Below are 21,860 nucleotides of genomic sequence, written 5' to 3'. Positions count from 1 at the left end.
GTGGCTTTTCTCGTGAGGGTGGTCAGCGTCCGGCGGGCGGCGACAGCCGGTCCCGGGACGCCGGGAGCCCTTCCGGACGCGATGGATTCTCCCGTGGTGATGACCGCAGGCAGGCCCGGAGCTACGGCGATGACCGCCGCCCGAACCGGTCCTACGGCGAGGGACCTCGCGGCGGGAACAAGCGCGAAGACGACCGCGGCCGTCCCGAGCGGTCGCCCAGGCAGAACGGTCCGGAAGACACACCGTTTGCCCGGCCCCACAACGCCCGCGACCTCAGGAGCGCCAACCGGCCCGATCGTGAACGTTCGCCGGAGATCGACGAGGATGTCACCGGCAGCGAACTGGACAAGGTCACGCGTGCCCAGATCCGCAACCTCGAGGAGCGCAGTGCACTCTGGGTAGCCAAGCACCTTGTCATGGCCGGGCGGCTCATCGATGATGAACCGGAACTCGCGTTCCAGCATGCCCTGGCGGCAAGCCGTCGCGGCGGCCGCCTTGCGGTCGTCCGGGAAGCGGTAGGCCTGACGGCTTACGCTGCGGGACACTACGGTGAGGCACTCCGGGAATTCCGCACTTACAGGCGGATCAGCGGTTCAAATGTCCACCTGCCGGTGATGGCCGATTGCGAGCGAGGGCTTGGCCGGCCGGACCGCGCCCTGGACCTCGCACGGTCCGAGGACGCGTCCTCCCTCGACGCAGCGGGCAAGGTCGAGCTCGCGATGGTTGTGGCCGGAGCCCGCACCGACCTGGGGCAGCTCGACGCCGCGGTCGCCGCGCTCGAGATTCCGCAACTGACCAAAAACCGCGCATTCAGCTACAGCCCGCGGCTCTTCAGGGCGTACGCCGACGCCCTCGCCGCCGTCGGGCGCAGCGATGAGGCAGCTTCCTGGCGCCGCCAGGCGGACGTCGCCGAGAACGCACTCGGCGTGGGGTCTTTCGCGGATCCCGACATCATTGATCTCGTCGGCGATGAGGACGATGTCGAGCTGGACCGCTCCGCTGCACGGGGCACCGTCGAGAGTGTCGCGTCGCCTTCGGAAAATGCGGCCGATACCGAGATGGGGACAGAGAGTTCGCAGCACGCGGGCGCTGAACCCGAGGCCGGGGAAACCGCTGACACCGGGGCGGACGTCGAGGAGCGGCATGACAGTGAGTGAGACAGTCCACACTGCACTGGCCCGGCGCTATGGCGCAGTGCTCGCAGACCTCGACGGCGTTGTGTACGCCGGTCCCTCAGCCATTCCGGGTGCCACTGAGGCCCTCGACAAGCTCGAGGGGATCGGTGTGGCTCTTGCCTACATCACCAACAACGCGTCCCGATCATCCGCGGAAGTGGCCGCCCACCTTCGCGAACTGGGAGCACCGGCCACAGCGGAACAGGTTTTCGGGTCCGCCCTCGCGGGCGCGGAGCTGCTGGCTACGCAGGTGCGGCTGGGAGCAACTGTACTTGTGACGGGCAGCGCGGTCCTCGCACAGCACGTCGCGGAGCAGGGGCTGGTGCCCGTCACCACCGCTGACCCTGTGCCGGATGCGGTAATACAGGGCTTTGACCCTTCCCTCGGATGGAAAGACCTTGCCGAGGCCTCGTACGCCATCGCCGGCGGCGCAGTATGGGTTGCCACAAATACGGACATGTCCATCCCGCAGGCCCGTGGGATAGCGCCGGGCAACGGAACACTCGTAGCCGCGGTCCAGGCCGCCACGGGACAGACCCCGCTGGTGGCTGGAAAGCCCGAGGCACAGCTGTTCATCACCGCAGCCAATCACCTCGGCGTTGCTGAGGCACTGGTCGTGGGGGACCGTCTGGACACCGACATCCTCGGCGGGAACCGGGCCGGAATGGCTACGGCCCTGGTGCTCACGGGAGTGGACAGCGCCGCAAACGCGCTGGCGGCAATCACAGAGCAGCGCCCCACGTATCTGTTCGCGGACCTCGGCCAACTGCATCAGCCATACCCGGAGGTCATCAAGCGGGACAGTGTGTTCCAGTGCGGTGAGTCGTCCGCGAAGGTGGAGGACGGCGTCGTCATAATGGGCGGGGAGCGGGAGGACCTGAACACGTGGCGAGCGGCCTGCGCAGCCTGGTGGGAGGCCTGTCCGCAGCAGGACACCGCAACACTGCCGCGGCTGAAGTTCGCGAATGAACATGAGAACGCGCCCAGGTGAGGAGCAACTATGGGATCGGCTGAGGGGTTTCCCTCCGAACAGGGCTCCCTGCTGGATGACGAGCCGCCGGAGTTCCCTGCGGTATCGCCGACGGGCGATCCCTCGGTTGATGACGTGCTGCTGACGGCGCTGGCATCCATGCCGGAACGGAGCGAGGAAGCGCAGCACGCCGCCTACGAGCGGCTTCATGATGAACTGCTCACCGAGCTCAATACGGAACACAGCTGACGGTGGCACGGCTCGATCAGGCGCTGGTGGCACGTGGGCTGGCGCGCTCCCGGTCCCATGCTGCGCAACTGATCGCGGCCGGTCGCGTGCTTCGGGGCGGCACCGTACTCACCAAGGCGTCGGTCACCGTTGGCGACGGCGACGCATTGGTTGTCGCGGAAGGCGAGCGGCCGGACTACCTTAGCCGTGCCGGGCACAAGCTCGACGGCGCGCTGGAAGCCTTCACCGGCGTTCAGGTCGCCGGCAGACGGTGTCTGGACGCCGGCGCGTCCACAGGCGGGTTCACCGATGTGCTCCTGCGCCGGGGTGCCGCCGAGGTGGCTGCGGTCGACGTCGGGCATGGGCAGCTTGTCGATGAACTTCGGAACGATCCCCGGGTGCAGGTCCACGAAGGCCTCAACGTCCGGTTCCTGGAACCCGCATTGATCGGCGGACAGGTTGACCTCACGGTTGCCGACCTCTCCTTCATTTCGCTGACCCTCGTGATGGAACCGCTGGCACGCGCCACCCGCAGCGGGGGAGACCTCGTGCTCATGGTCAAGCCCCAGTTCGAAGTCGGCCGGAGCGCGCTCAGCCGCACCGGTGTGGTGACCGACGAGGAGCAGCGGCGAAGCGCCGTCGCCGGCGTGGTCCGTTCCGCCCTCGAGGCGGGCCTCGACGTTGAAGGCGTCGCGCGCAGTCCACTCCCTGGCCAGAACGGAAATATCGAGTTCTTCCTGTGGATGAAGGTGCCGGCCCGCGGGTTGATGCCTAGGATCGATAGGGACGCAGTGCGCCTGGCGCAGCACGTCATGGACGCGGGCACCGCGTTCGCCACCGGCGGCAATGCGTGAGGCCGTCCCCACCTGATACAACGGAGCGTGATGACTAGACGCATACTGGTACTCGCCCACACCGGCCGCCATGACGCCATGGCCGCTGCCCAGGAGGCCTGTACCCTGCTCCATGCAGCCGGACTGACTCCCGTCATGCGCGCCGAGGAGCTGCAGGACATCCAGGCCGAATACGGCACACTGACCGCGCCCACGGACACGCTCGGAGCCGAAGTGGGCCTCGAGGACATTGAGCTCGGCATGGTTCTCGGCGGAGACGGCACCATCCTCCGCGCAGCTGAACTGGTCCGTGGTACGGACGTTCCCCTGCTCGGCGTCAATCTGGGCCATGTCGGTTTCCTGGCAGAGAGTGAGCGCGCAGACCTCGCTGAAGCCGTCCGCTGGGTCGTGGACAGGGACTACACCGTCGAGGAGCGGATGGCCATCGACGTGCAGGTCTGGCGGGGTGACCAGTTGGCCGCGCAGACCTGGGCCCTCAACGAGGCAGCAATCGAGAAAGCCAACCGGGAGCGCATGATCGAAGTGGTCCTCGAAGTCGACGGCCGGCCGGTCAGCTCCTTCGGCTGCGACGGCGTGGTGCTGGCCACGCCCACCGGCTCCACCGCGTACGCATTCTCCTCCGGCGGCCCGGTGGTCTGGCCGGAGGTCGAGGCGCTCCTGGTAGCGCCGATCAGCGCGCATGCGCTTTTCGCAAAGCCCCTGGTCGTTGCCCCCACGTCGCTGCTCGCCGTGGAACTCCTCACCCGCACCGACGCGTCCGGCGTGCTCTGGTGCGACGGCCGCCGGACCGTGGACCTGCCGCCCGGCGCGCGGGTCGAGGCCACCCGTTCGGACATCCCGGTTCGCCTCGCGCGCACCCACCAGACGCCCTTCTCCGAACGGCTGGTCCGCAAGTTCGCATTGCCCACGCAGGGCTGGCGCGGGCCGATCACCCACGATGGCGAGCACCCCCAATGATCGAGGAGATCCGCATCCGCGATCTCGGGGTCATCGCCGATGCCACGCTGGCACTCGGTCCGGGTTTCAGCGTGGTCACCGGCGAGACCGGGGCAGGCAAGACCATGGTGCTCTCCGCCCTGGGGCTGCTGATGGGCGCACGGTCGGACGCCGGCGCAGTCCGTCTCGGCGCAAAGAACGCCTCCGCTGAAGCCGTGCTTCGGGTGGACCCGGATGGTCCAGCGGCCCAGCGCGCCGTGGAGGCCGGCGGCGAGCTGGAAACAGATGACGACGGCGGTGCCGGCCTTATCCTTGCCCGCACCGTGAACAGCGACGGACGCAGCCGCGCCTACGTGGGCGGGAGGTCGGCCCCGGCGGGCGTCCTCGCCGAGGTTGGGGAGAAGCTGGTGGTGGTCCACGGACAGTCGGACCAGTTGCGGCTGCGCAGTGCGGCCGCACAGCGCGAAGCCCTGGACAAGTTCGGCGGCGCGGAGCTCCGGGACGCCCTCGCCTCCTACCGGACCACCTACCGGCGGTGGCGGCAGGTGGCGGCGGACCTCGAGGCGCTGCGGAGCGCGGAGCGCGACCGCCTGCGGGAGGCCGAGTCGCTTCAGGCAGCGCTTGAGGAGATCGACACCGTCGACCCGCAACCGGATGAGGACGAAACGCTCAAGGCCGAGGCGATGAAGCTGGGCAACGTGGAGGAGCTCCGCACTGCGGCCGCCGCGGCGCACCAGGCGCTCGTATCGGGTGAGTTCCCGGAAACGGGTGATGCCACCACACTGGTCGATGCTGCGAAGCGCCAGCTTGAAACGGTCGGTGCGCACGACGCGGAACTGGCGTCGCTCGCCGAACGGCTCGCGGAAGTCGGCTACATCCTGGCGGACATCTCAACCGAGCTGGCCGGCTACGCGGCATCAGTCGATTCGGAGGGACCCGAGCGGCTGGCCGAGGTTGAGGCACGCCGGGCGGACCTCAATGTCCTGATCCGCAAGTACGCTCCATCCATCAATGAGGTGATCGAGTGGTCTGCGACCGGCCGTGCGCGGCTCGAGGAGATCAGCGGGGACTCTGACCGGATCGAAAGTCTTCAGGAGGAGACCGTCGCGCTCGAAGCGCAACTCGGTGCCGAGGCGCAGGTCCTCAGCGGGCTGCGGGTGGCGGCCGCCGAAGTGCTGTCCGCACGCGTCAGCGCGGAACTTGCAGCTCTCGCCATGCCGGATGCGAAACTCATCATCGACGTGGTGTCCGGCGGCGCGCCCGGTCCGCTCGGAACGGACGAGGTGTCCTTTTCCCTTCAACCACACGCCGGGTCCGCTCCGCGGCCGCTCGGCAAGGGCGCCTCGGGCGGTGAACTGTCAAGGGTGATGCTGGCAATCGAGGTGGTTCTCGCCGCCGTCGACCCCGTCCCGACCTTTGTCTTCGACGAGGTTGATGCCGGAGTCGGAGGCAAGGCCGCCGTCGAAATCGGGCGTCGCCTCGCCATGCTTGCCCAGCACGTCCAGGTTGTGGTGGTGACACACCTTCCGCAGGTTGCGGCGTTCGCCTCACACCATATCCGGGTGACCAAGAGCAGGGCAGCCGACGGCGGCTTCACCGCCAGTGACGTCGAAGTCCTGCCGGAGTCCGAGCGCGTGCGGGAGCTCGCCCGCATGCTGGCGGGTCAGGAAGAGTCCGCCAGTGCTCAGGCACACGCGGAAGAACTGCTCCTGGATGCAGCGCGGACTGCCGCCAGGTGATAGGGTCGAACTCCGTGGTGCAGCAAACAATCTCCCGGTTCCAAAAGTCCGCCAAGACTACCAAACACATCTTCGTCACCGGTGGTGTGGCGTCTTCCCTCGGCAAGGGACTGACGGCTTCGAGCCTCGGCCACCTGCTGCGGGCGCGTGGGCTGTCCGTCACCATGCAGAAGCTGGATCCGTATCTCAACGTTGATCCCGGCACCATGAACCCGTTCCAGCACGGCGAGGTCTTCGTGACTGACGACGGCGCGGAGACGGACCTCGACATCGGCCACTATGAGCGGTTCCTCGACGAGAGCCTCGATGGGTCAGCGAACGTGACCACCGGCCAGGTGTATTCCACCGTCATCGCCAAGGAACGCCGCGGCGAATACCTCGGTGACACCGTGCAGGTCATTCCGCATATCACCGACGAGATCAAGCGCCGCATGCGGCTGCCCGCCGAGCCCACCGGTTCCCGCAAGGCCCCGGACGTCATCATCACCGAGATCGGCGGGACGGTCGGCGACATCGAGTCCCAGCCCTTCCTCGAGTCCGCGCGCCAGGTGCGCCAGGACATCGGCCGGAACAACGTGTTCTTCCTTCACGTGTCCCTGGTGCCCTACATCGGCCCGTCACAGGAACTCAAGACCAAGCCCACCCAGCACTCGGTGGCGATGCTGCGCTCAATCGGTATCCAGCCTGACGCCATCGTCATCCGCTCGGACCGCGAAGTACCGGACGCGATGCGCGAGAAGATCGGACGGATGTGCGACGTCGACGTCGACGCCGTGATCAACGCCGCTGACGCCCCGAGCATCTACGACATCCCCAAGACGCTGCACGCGCAGGGCCTCGACGCCTACATCGTTCAGGCGCTGGACCTGAAGTTCAAGGACGTCAACTGGACCAAGTGGAACAAGCTTCTCGACGCCGTCCACCACCCCAAGCACCATGTCGAGATCGCGCTGGTCGGCAAATACATCGATCTGCCGGACGCCTACCTCTCGGTGACGGAGGCACTGCGCGCCGGAGGCTTCGCGAACAAGGCCAAGGTCCAGATCCGGTGGGTTCCCTCGGACGATTGCGCCACTCCAGAGGGGGCAGCGAAGGCCCTTGACGGCGCCGATGCCATCTGCGTGCCCGGCGGCTTCGGCATCCGGGGGCTTGAGGGCAAACTGGGAGCGCTGCGCTACGCCCGCGAGAACGGCGTACCCACGCTCGGCCTGTGCCTCGGACTGCAATGCATGGTGATCGAATTCGCCCGTAACGTTGTGGGCCTGAAGGGCGCGTCCTCCACCGAGTTCGACCCCGACACGGAGTTCCCGGTGATCGCCACCATGGCCGAGCAGCTGGAGATCGTCGCCGGCGAGGGCGACATGGGCGGCACCATGCGCCTCGGCCTGTGGGACGCATCGCTGAAGGACGGATCCGTGATCGCCAAAACATATGGACGGACGGACGTCAGCGAGCGTCACCGCCACCGCTATGAGGTGAACAACGAGTACCGGGAGAAGCTTGAGGCCGCCGGACTCGTGGTATCGGGAACCACCACCGATGGAAAGCTGGTGGAGTTTGTTGAACTGCCCGCGCAGACCCACCCGTACTACGTCTCCACCCAGGCCCACCCGGAACTGAGCTCGCGGCCCACCCGCCCGCACCCGCTCTTCGCCGGGCTGGTCAAGGCCGCGCTCACCCGCCGGGGCGTCAAGGCCTGACAATGGGAGCATCGCAGGACGCGCCGGTTTCCGACCGGCAGAGCCCCCGCCGGCTGCTGGAGTCCGCCACGGTCTTCACAGGAAAGATCTGGGACGTGGTCCGCGAGACTTTCCGCCTGGACGAGGATGGCGAGCCGATCACGCGCGAGTACATCCGGCATCCGGGCGCCGTGGCGATCCTCGCCATGGATGAACAGGAGCGGGTCCTCCTGCTCCGCCAGTACCGCCACCCGGTACGGATGGACCTGTGGGAGATTCCGGCGGGCCTGCTCGACGTCGACGGCGAGGACTTCGCGGCCGGCGCCGCCCGGGAGCTCGCCGAGGAAGCCGACGTCACCGCGAGCACCTGGCACGTCCTGTCCGACCTGTTCCTCTCACCCGGGTCATCGAGCGAAGCCCTGCGCATCTACCTCGCCCAGGGCATCGCCGACGTGCCGCACGACCAGCGGCACACCCGCACCCATGAAGAGGCGGAAATCGAGCTCGCCTGGATTCCCTTGCAGGATGCCGTGGAAGCGGTGCTCGAAGGCAGGATCCACAGCCCGTCCGCTGCCGCTGCGGTGCTTGCTGCGTCCGCCGCAAAGCAGTCCGGATACCGGTCCCTCCGTCCCGCCGATGCGCCCTGGCCGGAGCACCACAGCCAGCATGGAACGTGGCCCCTGGGCCCTGTCCTGCAGGACTGACATGGCGCAGGGCGGGCAGACGGCCGTGCAGGATGAGCTTCAGGCGACCGGTCCCGGTCGGCTCATCAGTGAGTACCTCCAGCACATGCTCGTGGAGCGCGGGCTGTCCGCCAACACCCTCTCCGCCTACCGGCGGGACCTTCTGCGCTATCACCGGTTCCTTGCCGCGCGGGGCATCGGGTCCATGGAAGCCGTCACCCGCCAGGTGGTGTCGGCGTTCGCGCAGGGACTCTCCACCGGTGAAGACGGCCTGGCGCCGCTGAGCCCACGCTCTGCGGCGCGCACCGTGGTTGCCGTCCGCGGACTCCACCGCTTCCTGGCACTCGAAGGCACGACGACGGCCGACCCCGCGGAAGATGTGCACCCGCCCACTGCCGGTCAGCGGCTCCCGAAAGCGATCTCCGTGGACGACGTGACCCGGATCCTTGAGGCTGTTGACACTTCGACACCCGGCGGCCTCCGCGACCGGGCGCTGCTTGAGTTCCTGTATTCCACCGGTGCGCGTATCAGCGAGGCCGTGGGACTGGACGTCGATGATGTGTCGGTCGACGCCGCACTGGAGGGTCCCGCCGTCGTCCGCCTGTTCGGCAAGGGATCCAGGGAACGGCTGGTTCCGCTCGGCTCCTACGCGGCGCGGGCCATCGAGGCCTACCTGGTGCGTGCCCGCCCCGCGCTGGCTGCGAACGCGTCCGGAAAGAACAGTGCGCCGGCACTCTTCCTCAATCTCCGCGGCGGGCGGCTGAGCAGGCAGAGCGCGTGGAGCATCCTCAAGGCAGCCGCCGAGCGTGCCGGGGTGGCCGCGGAGGTATCGCCCCATACCCTGCGGCACTCCTTCGCCACCCACCTGCTCCAGGGCGGCGCTGACGTCCGGGTGGTGCAGGAACTGCTGGGTCACGCGTCGGTCACCACAACGCAGGTGTACACGCTGGTCACTGCAGACACGCTGCGGGAAATCTATGCGGCAGCGCACCCCCGCGCCCTTTAACGCCCTTTAATTAGGAGATTCTGTAACCCCGCCGGGCATACCGGAAACAAGAGGGGTATGGACAGGACACTCACACCAGGGGGGACAGTGTTGCAGCGATACGATGACGTGTTCGCGGCGCTACACAGGGAACATCGCGAACGCGTGTTTTCCTTCATTCATCGCAGGGTCAGCAGCCGGGAAGCGGCCGAGGAGCTCACCAACGATGTCTTCCGGATCGCATGGCAGAGGAACCCCGACCCGGCCGAGGTCACCCCGGCCTGGCTGCTCACCGTCGCGCGCAACGTCATCGGTAACGAATACCGTCGCAGGGAACGGGCCGAGCACCTCATGCAGCGTGTCCGGGACTCGGTTGTCATAGCCGCCCGGGCCGGTCATGGTGCGCAGCAGCAAACGGTAGCCGACTCGTTGCTGCGGCTCCGGGAGAAGGAGCGGGAGATCCTGCTCCTCGCCTACTGGGACGACCTTACGGCCACCGAGATCGGCGAGATGCTCGGCTGTAGTGCCTCCGCCGCCAAAGTCCGCCTTCACCGTGCCCGCGCCGCGTTTGCACAGATGATGCCTGCCGCCCTGATGGCAGAGGAAGGTGCCTGAAATGGACCGCATAGAGAACCTGATCCGGGGGCTCGACCCCGTGCGTGCCGAACGCGAAGCGTCGGATTCCCCCACCGAAATCATTGCTTTCCCGGTTGATACCGGCCACAAAGATATTGGACCCGCCATGAATACCGAACCGATGGACAACCCACACAGCGCCGGGGCGGACCCGCAGTCCGACGACGGAAATGACGCGTTCAGCGACGACAGCCCGGTGCTGGTGCCCCTGCGGCGACGCCGCCGAATCGCCGTTGTTCTGGCCGGAGCGGCTGCCGCAGCGGTGGTGGCCGGAGCCGTCGTCGTGGGCGGGTCTCTCGGAGCCGACGCACCCCTGCCGGCCGCAACGACGGATCCCTTGGCGACGGCCGAGGCTTCCCAGGACGCAACAACAGCACCCTCCCCGTCACCGGAACCTACTGCGGAGCCGAGCGTCGAGCCGACCGGCGTGCCCACCGGGCCCCCGGCTGATGAAGGGTGCCGGGTGCAGGACGTCGACCGGGTCATGGAACAGGGGAGCGACTTCATGAGCCTCACACCCTTCGCCGCCGATCCGGACCACTATGCCGTGGTCGGGTGCACGGAGGACTGGATGGCCATGGAGGTGACGGACGCCGGTTTCGAAGCCAACCCGCAGGACGGCGGGAACACCTGGTACTATATCGCACGCCGGGTGGACGGGCAATGGCTCGTCGAATCTGCTAGCTTCAGTGCCGTCGTCAAGTGGGACTTCCTGCCCGTAGTGGAGGGCCGAACTGCCCAGGAAATGATGGACCAGCAGTTCATCGACGCCGGTATTCCGGTCGAGCTGCGTTCCGCGCTGGTAGGGGACGGGCCGGAGTGATCCGCTCGAGGTGCCCCTGTACTCTCCGGTGCAGGGGTACCTCCGCGACTCAGGGGTTCTCGCGGTACGGGTACCGGTGGTCACTTGCATACGAACGGAAGACGTCCTGGGTGGATTCGCCGTCGTGCCTGAACTCGGTGCGCAGGAAGAGGGCAAGAGAATCCAGTGCCTCACGCAGCAGCGCACCGGCCGTCTGCAGCGTCGGCTTGGCGGAGCGCCCGGCCTGATTGGCGAGGTCGACGGCGTAGGAGAGCGAGGCAGGCAGGGACAGCTGTTCGTCTGCTTCCCAGAAATAGTAGGACTCCGACGTCTGGGTAAGGTCCACCCGAATCTGGACCAGATCGGAGACCAGCGTTTCGAGGGTGCTGGTCACCGATGCCGGGTCGAGCTGGTCAAGCTTCCCGGCATAGTCGGCATTCTGCAGGAGGGACAGGCGGATCGCCAGCGCACGGCGCCGGCCAAGCGCCGGGTAGATCTGCATGAACCAGGAGACCGCAGCGGTCAATAGCGCAAAACCGGTCAGGGCTTCAAAAGGGGTCAGGAACCGGATCAGCGGGTCGGTGGCGATCACGTCACCGAAACCGAGCGTCGTCAGGGTGACGGTGGAGACGTAGAATGCCTCGGCGGCGGCGCTGTACCGGGTAGGGTCCAGACCGGGCGCATAGCTGAACCCGTCCGGAATGTGCGGATAGTAGAGCAGTGCCCAGCCGATTGCCTGCAGGGATGCCCAGAAAACGATGACGGAAACCATCGCCAGGGGCCCGGCGACCGACGCACCCCGGTCACCCGTCCGGCGAACAGTGCGCCAGACCGTGACGACGCATAGGCGGCTGAACCGTCCGCGTCCACTGGGATGCAGGAGGGTATGGAAGACTTCGACGATTCCGAGCAGTATGACGAGGGCGCCGAGAACGGACAGCAGCCACAACACAATGATCTCCGAACTGTTCGATGGGCGTCGGCCAGTCTCACCAGTTCACCACGTAGGCGTGGAAACATGTGAGAGGTGAAGGATCCCGAAGTCAAGCCGAGCACGAAGCACCCCCCTGCGGAAGCCGAGGGGCTGAGCGCCGCCGAAGCCCTGGCAAGCCGCCTCGACCGGCCCATGGGAGTGCTTGGGCTGGTTTTCCTGTTTGTGGTCCTCGGCCAGCTTTTGGCTACCGACCCGCCGCTCGTCCTGGCCCTGAGTATCCTAGGCTGGGTTTTCTGGGCGGTGTTTGTCGCGGAATTCCTCCTGCGGGCCTATATCGCACAGTTCAGTCGAGCCTTCTGGAAGAAGAATTGGTGGCAGGTCATCTTCCTGCTGGTGCCGTTCCTGCGCTTCCTTCGGGCCCTGCAGGCGGTCCGCCTCCTGCGGTTGACCCGTGTTGCCCGGGTTGGCGGAATCCTGTCCGCAGGCATCCGCGGCTCACGCTCTGCGGGAAGGCTGCTCTCCAGCAGGATCGGCTGGATGGCGGCAGTAACCGCCGTCGTCATCCTCGCAACCAGCCAGCTCCTCTATGCGACAGACACCCACTCCGAGTACGGAGAAGCACTGTTCGAGACGGCAATGGCCACCATTACCGGCAGCGGCATCACGCCGCAGACCGGGTTTGCGCGCGTTGTCCAGGTTGTGCTGGCTGTCTATTCGATCGGGGTCTTCGCCACGCTGGCGGGCTCGCTGGGCGCCTTCTTCCTGCGGGCAGATGATCGTCGGGGATCAGAGCCCGGGCGCCAGGCTGTGTTGCCGCCGGTCGATGGCTAGACTTGACCGGCATGACACCACGCCGCGTTGCTCTCTGTTTCCTGTTCCGGGAAACGGATACCGGACGCCAGGTGCTGCTCGGCATGAAACGCTCCGGCTTCGGCACCGGGCGCATCGTTGCCCTTGGCGGCGGCATTGAACCCGGGGAAACCGCAGGGGAAGCCGCAGCACGGGAAGTCCGGGAAGAATCCGGGGTGGTGGTCGACGTGGCGGACCTTAGGGAACTGGGACCCGTGCGCTGGCGCTTTCCGGTCAGCCCGATGCTGGACATGGACGCCGTCGTCTTCATCACCGAACGGTTCACAGGCGAGCCGGAGGCTACGGATGAAATCGACCCCTGCTGGTATCCGGTGGACGGCGTGCCCTGGGAGGGCATGTGGGATGACGCGAAGCACTGGATCGGTCATGTGCTCGGAAGCAAGCCGCTTGACCTGACCGTCACGCTCAACAGCGACAACGAGACCGTGCGCACCGCCGATTTCGCCTAGGTCGAGGCGGCAGGCCGCGCACCGCTCACTGCCGCCAGGATCACAGCGCCGAGTTCCTCCGGGCGGGTGAACTGCGGCCAGTGCCCGGTGGGCAGGTCGACATACTCGACGTCCTTCATCCGGCCCAGTTCCGCCACATACGGGTGCCCCTGGGCAACCCACTCCTGCAGCTGGGCGGAGGGGAACTCGCACGCAATCACCGTGGCCGGCACGTCGTAACGGCGCTCATCCGACAGCCGCTGAGGGTCGCAGGCGACGCCGCGCGGCTGGGGGACTGCACGCCTGCGGAACTCCGCCCGGAGGAAGTCGTCAAGATCCACGAGGTCCTCGTCATCGAAGGCCTCCCACGGCGGCAACGGAATTTCATCACCGTCTGCAGGCAGCTCATCATTGATCACACCGCCTTCGCCGAGCGGCCCGCTGTCCACGTACACCGCCCGGGCAACACGGTCAGGCCGGGCATCTGCCGCGCCGTGAATAATTGCTCCGCCGCCGGAGTGCCCAACGAGCACCACCGGATCGCTCATCGTATCCATGACCGAGACGACGGCGTCGATATGGGTTTGCAGGCCGATGCCGGTCCGCAGCGCGTCATGGGCTTCCAGACCGGGCAGGGTCAACGGATGGACCCGGTGCCCCGCAGCCGAGAGCGGAGGGGTCACCTCGGACCAGGATGACGCGTCCAACCAGAAACCGGGAACCAGAATGATGTCCATGCCGGAACCCTACCCGTCCCGCAGAAGTACGTGAACCGACCGGACCCCGATTCAGGACGGATTGCGTCCGCAGGGTCAGGGCAGGTGGCGTTCCTCCGGGCCGTTGTAGGCGGCCAGGGGGCGGATCAGGGAATTGGCCGCGCGCTGTTCCATGATGTGCGCTGTCCATCCCGTGATCCTCGCGGCAATGAAGAGCGGCGTGAACATCGCGGTGTCGAACCCCATGAGGTGGTACGTGGGGCCGGCCGGATAGTCGAGGTTCGGCTTGATGTTCTTGGCCTCCTGCATGGCAGTCTCAAGACCTTCATACAACCCGAGGATTTCGGGGCGCCCGTAGTGCTTGACCATGGCATCGAGTGCCGCTTTCATGGTGGGCACCCGGGAGTCGCCGTTCTTGTAGACCCGATGGCCGAACCCCATGACCTTCTTCTTCTGTGCGAGCGCATCCTCCATCCATGTCCTGGCACGTGCCGCCGCGTCCTCGGCAGGCTCATCCTTCCGGATGCCGATCTCCTCGAAGGTGTGCATCACGGCTTCATTGGCTCCGCCATGGAGCGCCCCCTTCAGCGCGCCGATCGCTCCAGTGACCGCCGAGTGCAGGTCGGCGAGCGTCGACGTGATGACCCGGGCCGTGAAGGTTGACGCGTTGAAGGAGTGCTCGGCGTACAGGATCATCGATGTGTTGAACGCATCAACCACCTCCGGGGCGGCCTCCTCGCCGAACGTCATCCACAGGAAGTTGGCGGAGTAGCCCAGATCCTCCCGCGGCGCGATGGGCTCCTGGCCGCGGCGCCGCCGCTGGTCGTACGCCACGGCTGCCGGGAAGGCAGCGAACAGCTCGACCGCCTTTTCCAGCTCCGACTCGGGCGAGGAGTCTTCCGCTTTCGGGTGATTCGCCCCGATGACCGATACCGCTGTGCGCGCAACATCCATCGGATGGCAGCTGAGCGGCAGCAGGTCGATGGCGGCCTTCACGTTCTCGGCCAGGGCCCGGGAAGCCCGTTCCCGGTCGCGGAAGCCCTGCGCCTCCGATTCCGAGGGGAGCTCGCCGTACCACAGCAGCCAGGCGACATCCTCGAAGTCCACTGCGGCCGCCAGTTCCTGAACCGGGTAACCCCGGTAGAGCAGCGAGTTGGTCTCCGGATTGACCTTCGATACTGCTGTCGTGTCCGCGGTGACGCCGGCGAGGCCCTTGAAGATCTGGGGTTCTGTCATGCCTTTGACTCCTTTGTCCCATCAGCCGTGATCGACTCCAGCGTACGCGCGCCGACCCCATCACACCACGCGTTGGTGACAGTCCTTACGAATGCTGGGAACCTCACCGGTTCCAGGTGTACTCCAGCTCCGGCCGGCCGCGCGTTCCGTAGCGCGGCATGCGCCGGGCCGAGCCGCTGTCAGCAAGATGCTCAAGATACCGCCTCGCGGTGACCCGCGAGAGCTCAAGTGCGGATGCCGCCTCCACGGCAGACACCGGCTGGGATGCTGACGACAGAAAGGACACGACGGCGCGGAGCGTCTCCTCGGACAGCCCCTTCGGGAGACTTCCCTGCGACGCCGGACGCAGCGCCGCGAGCGCATTGTCCACCTCTGACTGGGTGGTGGAGGAGGCCTGAGCATGCAGGTTTTCGCGGAACTGCCGGTAGTTGCCGAGTTTTTCGCTGAACGCCGAGTAGGTGAAGGGCTTGATCAGATACTGCACAATGCCGGACGAAATGGCTGAGCGCACGACTCCGAGTTCCCGCACAGCCGTGATGGCGATGATGTCCACGGAACTGCCCGAGCCCCGGATCCTCCGAATGATGTCCAGGCCGTGAAGATCGGGAAGGTTCATATCCAGCAGCACCAGATCGACCACCCCGCCCGCCGGCTCCCGCTGTCCGCGCAGTATTGCGAGCGCATCGGAGCCGGTGGCTGCGGAGCCGGCCAGTTCGAAGCCGTCCAGCCGCTGCACGTACAGCGCGTGCGCCTCAGCGGCAATCGGATCGTCCTCGACGACCAGGACGCGGATGGGGCGGGCCATGGATGCATCAGTCACGGGGCAACTCTCCCTCACCCGAGCGGTTCGCCGTCTGTGGATGGTCTGCGCGCGGCACCGCCGGGAGGCGGACGGTAAAGAGGGCACCGCCGTCGTTGGTGCACCGGATGGTCCCGCCCAGCCGGTGCACGGCCTGCCGGACAAGCGCCAGGCCCAGGCCGCGCGTTCCGGCCGCACCTTTTGAGCTGGACCCCAGTGTGAAGACGTTCCCGAGCTGTGCGTCGCTGAGCCCCGGTCCGCTGTCGCTGACTTCAATGACGATCGTTTCCTCAGCCTCGCCCTCGGTATACACCGCGAGCGTGACGGACCGCTCCGAAGAGGAGGCAGCGGCGTCGAACGCGTTATCGAGCAGGTTACCGATGATCGTGACGAGGTCCCTCGGGTCCATTCCGCTGGTTTCAACCGTCCCGGCCACGTCGATGACCAGGTGCAGTCCGCGCTCATTGGCCTGGGCAGCCTTGCCCACCAGCAGTGCGGTGATGAACGGTTCGTCGATGGCTGCCACCACTTCATCGGTGAGCTGCTGTGACTGCTGGAGGTCCCGGGTGGCAAATTCGAGGGCTTCACTGCGGCGGTCAAGTTCGATCAGCGACACGATCGTGTGCAGTCGGTTGGCGTGCTCGTGGGTCTGCGCACGGAGCGCTTCGGTCAGTGTCCGCATGGTCTGGACTTCATCCGAGAGGGTCTCCAGTTCTGTGTGGTCGCGGATTGTTGTGACCGTTCCGAGGGGCTTCGTTCCGGAGGCCGGTACGGCCGGTTCCTGGTTCACCACCAGCACCCGATCGTCGGTGACGTGGATTTCATCCACTGCCCTGCGTCCGCTCATGAGCAGCTCCTCCACGGAGGGGGAAAGCCCGACGCCGGGGGCCGGCTTTGGGTCTCCCGGGGCCGACGGCGGGAGGTTGAGCAGCGCCGCCGCCTGGTCGTTGTAGAGCACCAGTTTCCCGCGGAGGTCGGTCAGTACCAGACCGTCCCGTACGGAGTGGAGCACGGAGTCGTAGAAGACGAACATGCGGGAAAGCTGTTCGGTGCCAAGGCCCAGGGTCGCCCGGCGCAGGTGGCGGCTCAGCACCAGGGAAACAAGCGTGCCTGCCGTCAGCGCGCCGGCTGCGATGAGCCAGACGAGGGGGAGTTGGGCGTTACGGGCAATGGAGACGGTGTCCACGGTGACGCCGGCCGCAACCAGGGCGGTGACGACGTCGTCTTCCGTGAAGACCGGGACTATTGCGCGGACCGACGGTCCGAGGGTGCCGGTGAACACTTCGACATGGGGATCGCCCGCGAGCGCCTGGGCGATGGAACCGATGTAGTTCCCACCGATTTCACCGGGGTTCCGGTGGGTGTAGCGCGTGCGGTCGGTGTCCATGATGGTGACAAAATCGACGCCGAGATCGTCCATGACCTCCACTGCATAGGGCTGCAGCCGCCCGGTGGGGTCGGATGACTCCACCGACTCCAGAACGTACGGGTCATCCGCGAAGGTGGTGGCCACGGCGAGCATGCGCTGGGACGCGGCGTCGAACGTGTTGTCCTCCGCGTCGAGGTAGAGCACCCAGGAGATGGTCGAGGTCAGGGCAAGCACGAAGACGAGTTGTCCGACGAAGAATTGACGGGCGAGGCTCCAGTTCTTCACTCGCTCGGATCCTCCTTCCGTCCACGACGACTTCCCGTTCCGCGGACGGGCGCCCGGGGTTCTCTGCACGGTCCGGCGAACAGTATGAACGCAAGGGTGACCGACATCACTGTAGCGCCCACGATGGTTATGAACCGGCCATCGGGCCGCCTACCAGCATAAGGAGTTAACAGCATGGCGAAGATGCCTGCACCGTCAGCCGCTTCGGTCGACAAGCCCCGCAAGAAGGTCGACAAGACCCACTTCCTCTACATCGCGGTCATCGCCGCGGTGATCCTCGGCGCCGTCCTGGGTCTTGTGGCGCCTGAGTTGGCCAAGTCCCTCAAGCCCATCGGCACGGCCTTCATCGGGTTGATCAAGATGATGATCGCGCCGATCATCTTCTGCACCATCGTCCTCGGCATCGGATCGATCGCGAAGGCCGCCACAGTCGGCAAGGTCGGCGGGCTGGCACTCGGCTACTTCATGCTGATGTCCACCTTCGCCCTGGGCATCGGCCTGGTGGTGGGCAACATCGTCCAGCCCGGAGAAGGCCTGGACATCTCGGGCGCCAGCTACGAGACCGAAACCAAGGAGGGCGAAGGCACCGTTGACTTCCTCCTCGGCATCATCCCGACCACGCTGCTGTCCTCGCTGACCGGCAAGAGCATCCTGCAGACACTGTTCGTAGCCCTGCTGGTCGGATTCGCGCTCCAGAAGATGGGAACCGCAGGCAAGCCGATCCTGCGCGGCATCGGCCACATCCAGGCTCTCGTCTTCCGTATCCTCATCATGATCATGTGGCTCGCCCCGATCGGCGCCTTCGGTGCCATCGCCGCCGTCGTCGGTGAAACCGGTGTCCAGGCAATTGTGAGCATGTTCACCCTGATGGCCGCCTTCTACGCCACCTGCATCCTCTTCATCGTGGTGATCCTCGGCGGACTCCTGAAGATCGTCACCGGCATCAATATCTTCAAGCTGATGAAGTACCTTGGCCGCGAATACCTGCTGATCTTCTCCACCTCCTCCTCCGAAGCGGCGCTGCCCCGCCTGATCGCCAAGATGGAGCACCTCGGTGTCTCCAAGCCGGTTGTCGGCGTCACGGTTCCGACCGGCTACTCCTTCAACCTGGACGGCACCGCCATCTACCTCACGATGGCATCGCTGTTTGTCGCCTCTGCCCTTGGCACCCCGCTTGCACTCGGCGAGCAGATCTCGCTGCTGATCTTCATGATCATCGCCTCCAAGGGTGCTGCCGGCGTGACGGGCGCTGGCCTGGCCACCCTGGCCGGCGGCCTGCAGTCCCACCGCCCCGACCTGGTGGACGGCGTCGGACTCATCGTCGGCATCGACCGCTTCATGTCCGAGGCACGCGCACTGACCAACTTCACCGGCAACGCCGTCGCCACCGTGCTGATCGGCACCTGGACCAGGGAAATCGAGCGCAGCCAGGTGGACGAAGTACTCGCCGGACGCCTGCCGTTCGACGAATCGACCATGAGCGCCGGCCACTTTGAGGACGCCAGGGCGGACACCGTCGAGGACGGCGCGGAAACCACCACCGACATCGCGGAGGCGCACATCGCCCGCCGCGAGGAGGAGAAGGTCGGCGCCACCCGCTGATCACCCTCGACTCCGCGTTGATTTGTCAGGACACGCCGCTTTGGCCCACGCTAAAGCGGCGTGTCCTGCTGTTTCATGGCGGTCCGGGGGCCTCGAAACCCGAAACATTGAACCTCAACTTGAGACTCAAGGCTCGCGGTCCGGTCGCGCGGCATTTCCACAGCTGCGCGGGGGACCGGTTGTAACGTGGGGAAGCAAGCGAGCAGTAACTTCGTTGCTGGACAAGCACTAGACGGAAGCGTGGATAGATACGTGAGTAGCGAACAGGGTTCCACAACTCTGAAGGACGCAACCGACTCCGAGATCGGCCCCACCGGACGCCCGGTCACGGAATTCCCCGAGCCCCCGGTCCTTGCCTCCCACGGGCCGGCCCGCGTCATTGCGATGGTGAACCAGAAGGGCGGCGTCGGCAAGACCACCTCCACCATCAACCTTGGCGCTGCGCTCGCGGAGGCCGGCCGCCGCGTGCTCCTCGTCGATTTCGATCCGCAGGGCGCGCTCTCTGCCGGTCTCGGCACCAACCCGCATGAGCTCGATGTCACCGTCTACAACGTGCTCATGGACCGCAAGGTGAACATCGAGGACGCCATCCAGCGCACCGGCGTCGAGAACATCGACCTGCTGCCGGCGAACATCGACCTTTCGGCCGCCGAAGTGCAGCTGGTCAACGAGGTCGCCCGCGAGCAGGTGCTGGACCGCGCGCTGCGCAAGGTCGAGGACAACTACGACGTCATCCTCATCGACTGCCAGCCATCACTTGGCCTCCTGACCGTCAACGCACTCACAGCGGCGCACGGCGTCATCATTCCGCTGATCTGCGAGTTCTTCGCCCTCCGCGCGGTTGCGCTGCTGGTCGAGACGATCGAGAAGGTCCAGGACCGGCTCAACCCCCGCCTGCAGGTGGACGGCGTCCTGGCAACCATGTATGACGCCCGGACCCTCCACAGCCGGGAGGTCATCGCCCGCCTGGTCGAAGCTTTCGGGGACAAGGTTTTCGAGACCGTGATCAAGCGCACCATCAAGTTCGCCGATGCCACGGTCGCTGCAGAGCCCATCACCACCTACGCAGGGAACCACTCCGGCGCGGATGCGTACCGCAGCCTCGCCCGGGAGCTGATCTCCCGCGGCGGCGCTCCGTAGGCCCATCCCTGCCTGATGATTCAGGACGCTTACGACGACGACGGCGATGCCTCCCTTCCGCTGCCCGAACCAGGGAAAGCGGGCCGGTTCGAAGTCCGGCTCGAGAACTTCAACGGGCCCTTCGACCTGCTGCTGAGCCTGATTTCCAAGCACGAACTGAACATCACCGAGATCGCGTTGGCAAAGGTCACCGACGAGTTCATCGGCTACATCAGGGCCTTCAGCGCCGCCGGAGACAGCTTCTCGCTGGACGAGGCGAGTGAGTTCCTGGTGATCGCGGCGACACTGCTCGATCTGAAAGCCGCCCGGCTGCTGCCCGCGGGGGAAGTCGAGGACGAGGATGATATTGCGCTGCTGGAGGCCCGGGACCTTCTGTTCGCCCGTCTCCTGCAGTACAAGGCATTCAAGGAGATCGCCCGTCAGATGGGATCCCGGCTCGTCGAGGAGAGCACCCGCTTCCCCCGTCAGGCCGCACTGGAGCCCCAGTTCGCAGCGATGATGCCGGAACTCACCTGGCGGATGTCGCCCACGGACTTTGCGGCTCTTGCCGCGAAGGCGCTCGAGCCGCGGGAGCCTGCACCCACCGAGGTCGGCATCGGGCACCTGCACGCACCGGCGGTGAGCGTCCGCGAGCAGGCGGACATCATCGGACACCGGCTCCAGGAGCAGGGCGTGTTGTCCTTTCGGCAGCTCACCGCGGATGCGGACTCACTCCTTGTCGTCGTCGCCCGCTTTCTTGCCCTGCTGGAAATGTTCCGTGACATGGTGATCGCCCTGGATCAGGCGGCGCCGCTGGGGGAACTGACCGTACGCTGGTCTGCCGGTGAGCGGACGTGGACTGCGGACAGCATCAGCGAGGAATATGATCAGGACGTTCCGCCGGTAACCGGGCGCGGGAACGAGGGGGAAATCCATGAGCGAACACACTGAGGACCACGCCGGGGGCGCGCCCGCTGTGTCGGCAGAGCCGCCGGTGCAGGACCTGGCATCCCTGCCCGGGGGAGTACCCGCCGCGCTGGAGGCCGTGCTCCTCGTGGTCGAGGAGCCCGTGACGGAGATGCAGCTCGCCGCGGCACTCGAAGTGCCGGTGGAGCGGGTGGCCGAAGCGCTGGCGGATCTGAAAGCCGAGTATGACGGCTATACTGGACAGGGCCCGGATACCGGACCGGCCCGGCGCCGGGGCATCGAGCTTCGAAATGTCGCCGGTGGCTGGCGGTTCTACACGCGCAGCGAGTTCGCCGCCGTCGTCGGACGGTTTGTTCTTGACGGTCAGAGCGCACGGCTTTCACAGGCAGCGCTGGAGACTCTCGCGGTCATCGCATACCGGCAGCCGGTCGCGCGTTCGCGGGTATCGGCAATCCGCGGGGTGAATGTGGACTCGGTGGTTCGCACGCTTGTTCAACGTGGGCTCATCACCGATGTCGCCACCGATCCGGAGACGGGAGCGGTGCTCTACGGAACAACACCGCTTTTTCTGGAAAGATTGGGTATCGGCACCGTCGCTGACCTGCCCAAACTTTCTCCGCACCTGCCCGGACTGGAAAACCTGCAGGACTTCGACGACACCACGTACTGACGTACAACAGCTAAGGACTTTTCAATGACACAGGCGCCCCGCTCCGGATCCGGAAGGAACCGCGCCGGCCGTAACCCTGCCACCGATTCCGCAGGAAAGAGCGGGAGGGACGCCGGCAGCGCTAAGTCCGCGCGCACCGGCGGCGGTTTCGCGGGTTCAAAGAGTGCAGGTGCCCCGCGCGGTGCGGGTGCGCCCAAGCGTGACGGTGCTCCACGGGG

The 21,860-nt window shown here is 66.3% G+C and carries 21 protein-coding genes and 2 pseudogenes; 18 read left to right on the top strand and 5 right to left on the bottom strand.

Annotated features, from left to right (window positions below; translation table 11 throughout):
• From X803_RS22895 to X803_RS0115445, 11 genes and pseudogenes are all read left to right on the top strand, one after another.
• A pseudogene (locus X803_RS22895) lies at positions 1-1,157 on the top strand (hypothetical protein); the annotation flags it as partial.
• Positions 1,150-2,166: an HAD-IIA family hydrolase gene (locus X803_RS0115490; protein WP_253907494.1), complete on the top strand. Its 1,017-nt coding sequence runs from the start codon at positions 1,150-1,152 to the stop codon at positions 2,164-2,166. The pseudogene X803_RS22895 and the gene X803_RS0115490, both read left to right, overlap by 8 nt.
• A gap of 9 nt (positions 2,167-2,175) precedes the next feature.
• Positions 2,176-2,394: a hypothetical protein gene (locus tag X803_RS0115485; RefSeq protein WP_026545839.1), complete on the top strand. Its 219-nt coding sequence runs from the start codon at positions 2,176-2,178 to the stop codon at positions 2,392-2,394.
• A gap of 2 nt (positions 2,395-2,396) precedes the next feature.
• Entirely contained in the window at positions 2,397-3,227 is an 831-nt protein-coding gene (locus tag X803_RS20530; RefSeq protein WP_051470817.1) for a TlyA family RNA methyltransferase, read from the top strand.
• A 30-nt stretch (positions 3,228-3,257) separates the two neighbouring features.
• Positions 3,258-4,184, top strand: coding sequence for an NAD kinase (locus X803_RS0115475; protein ID WP_026545838.1), 927 nt, complete (start codon positions 3,258-3,260; stop codon positions 4,182-4,184).
• Complete coding sequence (gene recN, locus X803_RS0115470) at positions 4,181-5,902, top strand: DNA repair protein RecN (RefSeq protein ID WP_026545837.1); 1,722 nt, start codon at positions 4,181-4,183, stop codon at positions 5,900-5,902. The genes X803_RS0115475 and recN overlap by 4 nt, the downstream gene beginning before the upstream one ends.
• Entirely contained in the window at positions 5,899-7,602 is a 1,704-nt protein-coding gene (locus X803_RS0115465) for a CTP synthase (protein ID WP_026545836.1), read from the top strand. Before recN ends, X803_RS0115465 begins: the two co-directional genes overlap by 4 nt.
• 2 nt (positions 7,603-7,604) lie before the next feature.
• A complete protein-coding gene (locus X803_RS0115460; protein WP_026545835.1) occupies positions 7,605-8,285 on the top strand; it encodes an NUDIX domain-containing protein in 681 nt (226 codons plus the stop codon).
• 1 nt (position 8,286) lies between these two features.
• Positions 8,287-9,270, top strand: coding sequence for a site-specific tyrosine recombinase XerD (gene xerD / locus X803_RS0115455; protein ID WP_051470816.1), 984 nt, complete (start codon positions 8,287-8,289; stop codon positions 9,268-9,270).
• A 57-nt stretch (positions 9,271-9,327) separates the two neighbouring features.
• The gene (locus tag X803_RS0115450; protein ID WP_051470815.1) at positions 9,328-9,864 is read left to right on the top strand and encodes an RNA polymerase sigma factor; all 537 of its coding nucleotides are present in this window, start codon (positions 9,328-9,330) and stop codon (positions 9,862-9,864) included.
• A gap of 1 nt (position 9,865) precedes the next feature.
• Positions 9,866-10,708: a hypothetical protein gene (locus X803_RS0115445; protein WP_026545832.1), complete on the top strand. Its 843-nt coding sequence runs from the start codon at positions 9,866-9,868 to the stop codon at positions 10,706-10,708.
• A 49-nt stretch (positions 10,709-10,757) separates the two neighbouring features.
• On the opposite strand, the gene X803_RS0115440 is transcribed toward X803_RS0115445, so the two are convergent.
• Positions 10,758-11,639 (bottom strand): potassium channel family protein, encoded by an 882-nt coding sequence (locus tag X803_RS0115440; protein ID WP_035779360.1) that lies wholly within the window; start codon positions 11,637-11,639, stop codon positions 10,758-10,760.
• 75 nt (positions 11,640-11,714) lie between these two features.
• On the opposite strand from X803_RS0115440, the gene X803_RS20525 reads away from it, so the two are divergent.
• Both X803_RS20525 and X803_RS0115430 read left to right on the top strand, forming a co-directional pair.
• Complete coding sequence (locus X803_RS20525; RefSeq protein WP_216699073.1) at positions 11,715-12,452, top strand: ion transporter; 738 nt, start codon at positions 11,715-11,717, stop codon at positions 12,450-12,452.
• Positions 12,453-12,463: 11 nt separating this feature from the next.
• The gene (locus X803_RS0115430) at positions 12,464-12,940 is read left to right on the top strand and encodes an 8-oxo-dGTP diphosphatase (protein ID WP_026545830.1); all 477 of its coding nucleotides are present in this window, start codon (positions 12,464-12,466) and stop codon (positions 12,938-12,940) included.
• Here X803_RS0115430 and X803_RS0115425 read toward each other — a convergent pair.
• The 4 genes from X803_RS0115425 to X803_RS20520 form a co-directional block, all read right to left on the bottom strand.
• Positions 12,937-13,656 (bottom strand): alpha/beta fold hydrolase, encoded by a 720-nt coding sequence (locus X803_RS0115425; RefSeq protein ID WP_026545829.1) that lies wholly within the window; start codon positions 13,654-13,656, stop codon positions 12,937-12,939. The genes X803_RS0115430 and X803_RS0115425 overlap by 4 nt on opposite strands.
• A gap of 75 nt (positions 13,657-13,731) precedes the next feature.
• Positions 13,732-14,871, bottom strand: a complete 1,140-nt coding sequence (locus tag X803_RS0115420) for a bifunctional 2-methylcitrate synthase/citrate synthase (RefSeq protein WP_026545828.1) — start codon at positions 14,869-14,871, stop codon at positions 13,732-13,734.
• Positions 14,872-14,974: 103 nt separating this feature from the next.
• The gene (locus tag X803_RS0115415) at positions 14,975-15,676 is read right to left on the bottom strand and encodes a response regulator (protein ID WP_026545827.1); all 702 of its coding nucleotides are present in this window, start codon (positions 15,674-15,676) and stop codon (positions 14,975-14,977) included.
• Positions 15,677-15,683: 7 nt separating this feature from the next.
• On the bottom strand, positions 15,684-17,324 hold the full coding sequence (locus X803_RS20520) for a sensor histidine kinase (RefSeq protein WP_084033848.1): 1,641 nt from the start codon (positions 17,322-17,324) through the stop codon (positions 15,684-15,686).
• 174 nt (positions 17,325-17,498) lie between these two features.
• On the opposite strand from X803_RS20520, the gene X803_RS0115405 reads away from it, so the two are divergent.
• The 5 genes and pseudogenes from X803_RS0115405 to X803_RS22575 form a co-directional block, all read left to right on the top strand.
• The gene (locus X803_RS0115405) at positions 17,499-18,926 is read left to right on the top strand and encodes a cation:dicarboxylate symporter family transporter (RefSeq protein WP_051470814.1); all 1,428 of its coding nucleotides are present in this window, start codon (positions 17,499-17,501) and stop codon (positions 18,924-18,926) included.
• Between the two features lie 252 nt (positions 18,927-19,178).
• Positions 19,179-20,066 carry a ParA family protein gene (locus X803_RS0115400; RefSeq protein WP_026545825.1) on the top strand — a complete coding sequence of 296 codons (888 nt, stop codon included), beginning with the start codon at positions 19,179-19,181 and terminating at the stop codon, positions 20,064-20,066.
• A gap of 15 nt (positions 20,067-20,081) precedes the next feature.
• Positions 20,082-20,996 carry a segregation and condensation protein A gene (locus X803_RS20515; RefSeq protein WP_051470813.1) on the top strand — a complete coding sequence of 305 codons (915 nt, stop codon included), beginning with the start codon at positions 20,082-20,084 and terminating at the stop codon, positions 20,994-20,996.
• Positions 20,980-21,642: an SMC-Scp complex subunit ScpB gene (scpB, locus tag X803_RS0115390; RefSeq protein WP_156930092.1), complete on the top strand. Its 663-nt coding sequence runs from the start codon at positions 20,980-20,982 to the stop codon at positions 21,640-21,642. The genes X803_RS20515 and scpB overlap by 17 nt, the downstream gene beginning before the upstream one ends.
• Positions 21,643-21,666: 24 nt before the next feature.
• Positions 21,667-21,860 (top strand): annotated as a pseudogene (locus X803_RS22575) (pseudouridine synthase); the annotation flags it as partial.

This window comes from Arthrobacter sp. 35/47 (assembly GCF_000520475.1).
GTDB classification, from domain to species: Bacteria; Actinomycetota; Actinomycetes; order Actinomycetales; family Micrococcaceae; genus Arthrobacter_D; species Arthrobacter_D subterraneus.
Note: the sequence above shows the minus strand (reverse complement) of the source record. Positions and strands in the feature narration are given on the sequence as shown.

Excerpts from the sequence above, each read along its gene's own strand:
- X803_RS0115445 (WP_026545832.1), top strand. The coding sequence starts at position 9,866 with ATGGACCGCATAGAGAACCTGATCCGGGGGCTCGACCCCGTGCGTGCC.
- X803_RS0115415 (WP_026545827.1), bottom strand. The coding sequence starts at position 15,676 with ATGGCCCGCCCCATCCGCGTCCTGGTCGTCGAGGACGATCCGATTGCC.
- scpB (WP_156930092.1), top strand. The coding sequence starts at position 20,980 with ATGAGCGAACACACTGAGGACCACGCCGGGGGCGCGCCCGCTGTGTCG.
- X803_RS0115405 (WP_051470814.1), top strand. The coding sequence starts at position 17,499 with ATGGCGAAGATGCCTGCACCGTCAGCCGCTTCGGTCGACAAGCCCCGC.
- X803_RS0115450 (WP_051470815.1), top strand. The coding sequence starts at position 9,328 with ATGGACAGGACACTCACACCAGGGGGGACAGTGTTGCAGCGATACGAT.
- X803_RS0115475 (WP_026545838.1), top strand. The coding sequence starts at position 3,258 with ATGACTAGACGCATACTGGTACTCGCCCACACCGGCCGCCATGACGCC.
- X803_RS0115485 (WP_026545839.1), top strand. The coding sequence starts at position 2,176 with ATGGGATCGGCTGAGGGGTTTCCCTCCGAACAGGGCTCCCTGCTGGAT.
- X803_RS0115460 (WP_026545835.1), top strand. The coding sequence starts at position 7,605 with ATGGGAGCATCGCAGGACGCGCCGGTTTCCGACCGGCAGAGCCCCCGC.
- X803_RS0115420 (WP_026545828.1), bottom strand. The coding sequence starts at position 14,871 with ATGACAGAACCCCAGATCTTCAAGGGCCTCGCCGGCGTCACCGCGGAC.
- recN (WP_026545837.1), top strand. The coding sequence starts at position 4,181 with ATGATCGAGGAGATCCGCATCCGCGATCTCGGGGTCATCGCCGATGCC.
- X803_RS0115425 (WP_026545829.1), bottom strand. The coding sequence starts at position 13,656 with ATGGACATCATTCTGGTTCCCGGTTTCTGGTTGGACGCGTCATCCTGG.
- xerD (WP_051470816.1), top strand. The coding sequence starts at position 8,287 with ATGGCGCAGGGCGGGCAGACGGCCGTGCAGGATGAGCTTCAGGCGACC.
- X803_RS0115430 (WP_026545830.1), top strand. The coding sequence starts at position 12,464 with ATGACACCACGCCGCGTTGCTCTCTGTTTCCTGTTCCGGGAAACGGAT.
- X803_RS20515 (WP_051470813.1), top strand. The coding sequence starts at position 20,082 with ATGATTCAGGACGCTTACGACGACGACGGCGATGCCTCCCTTCCGCTG.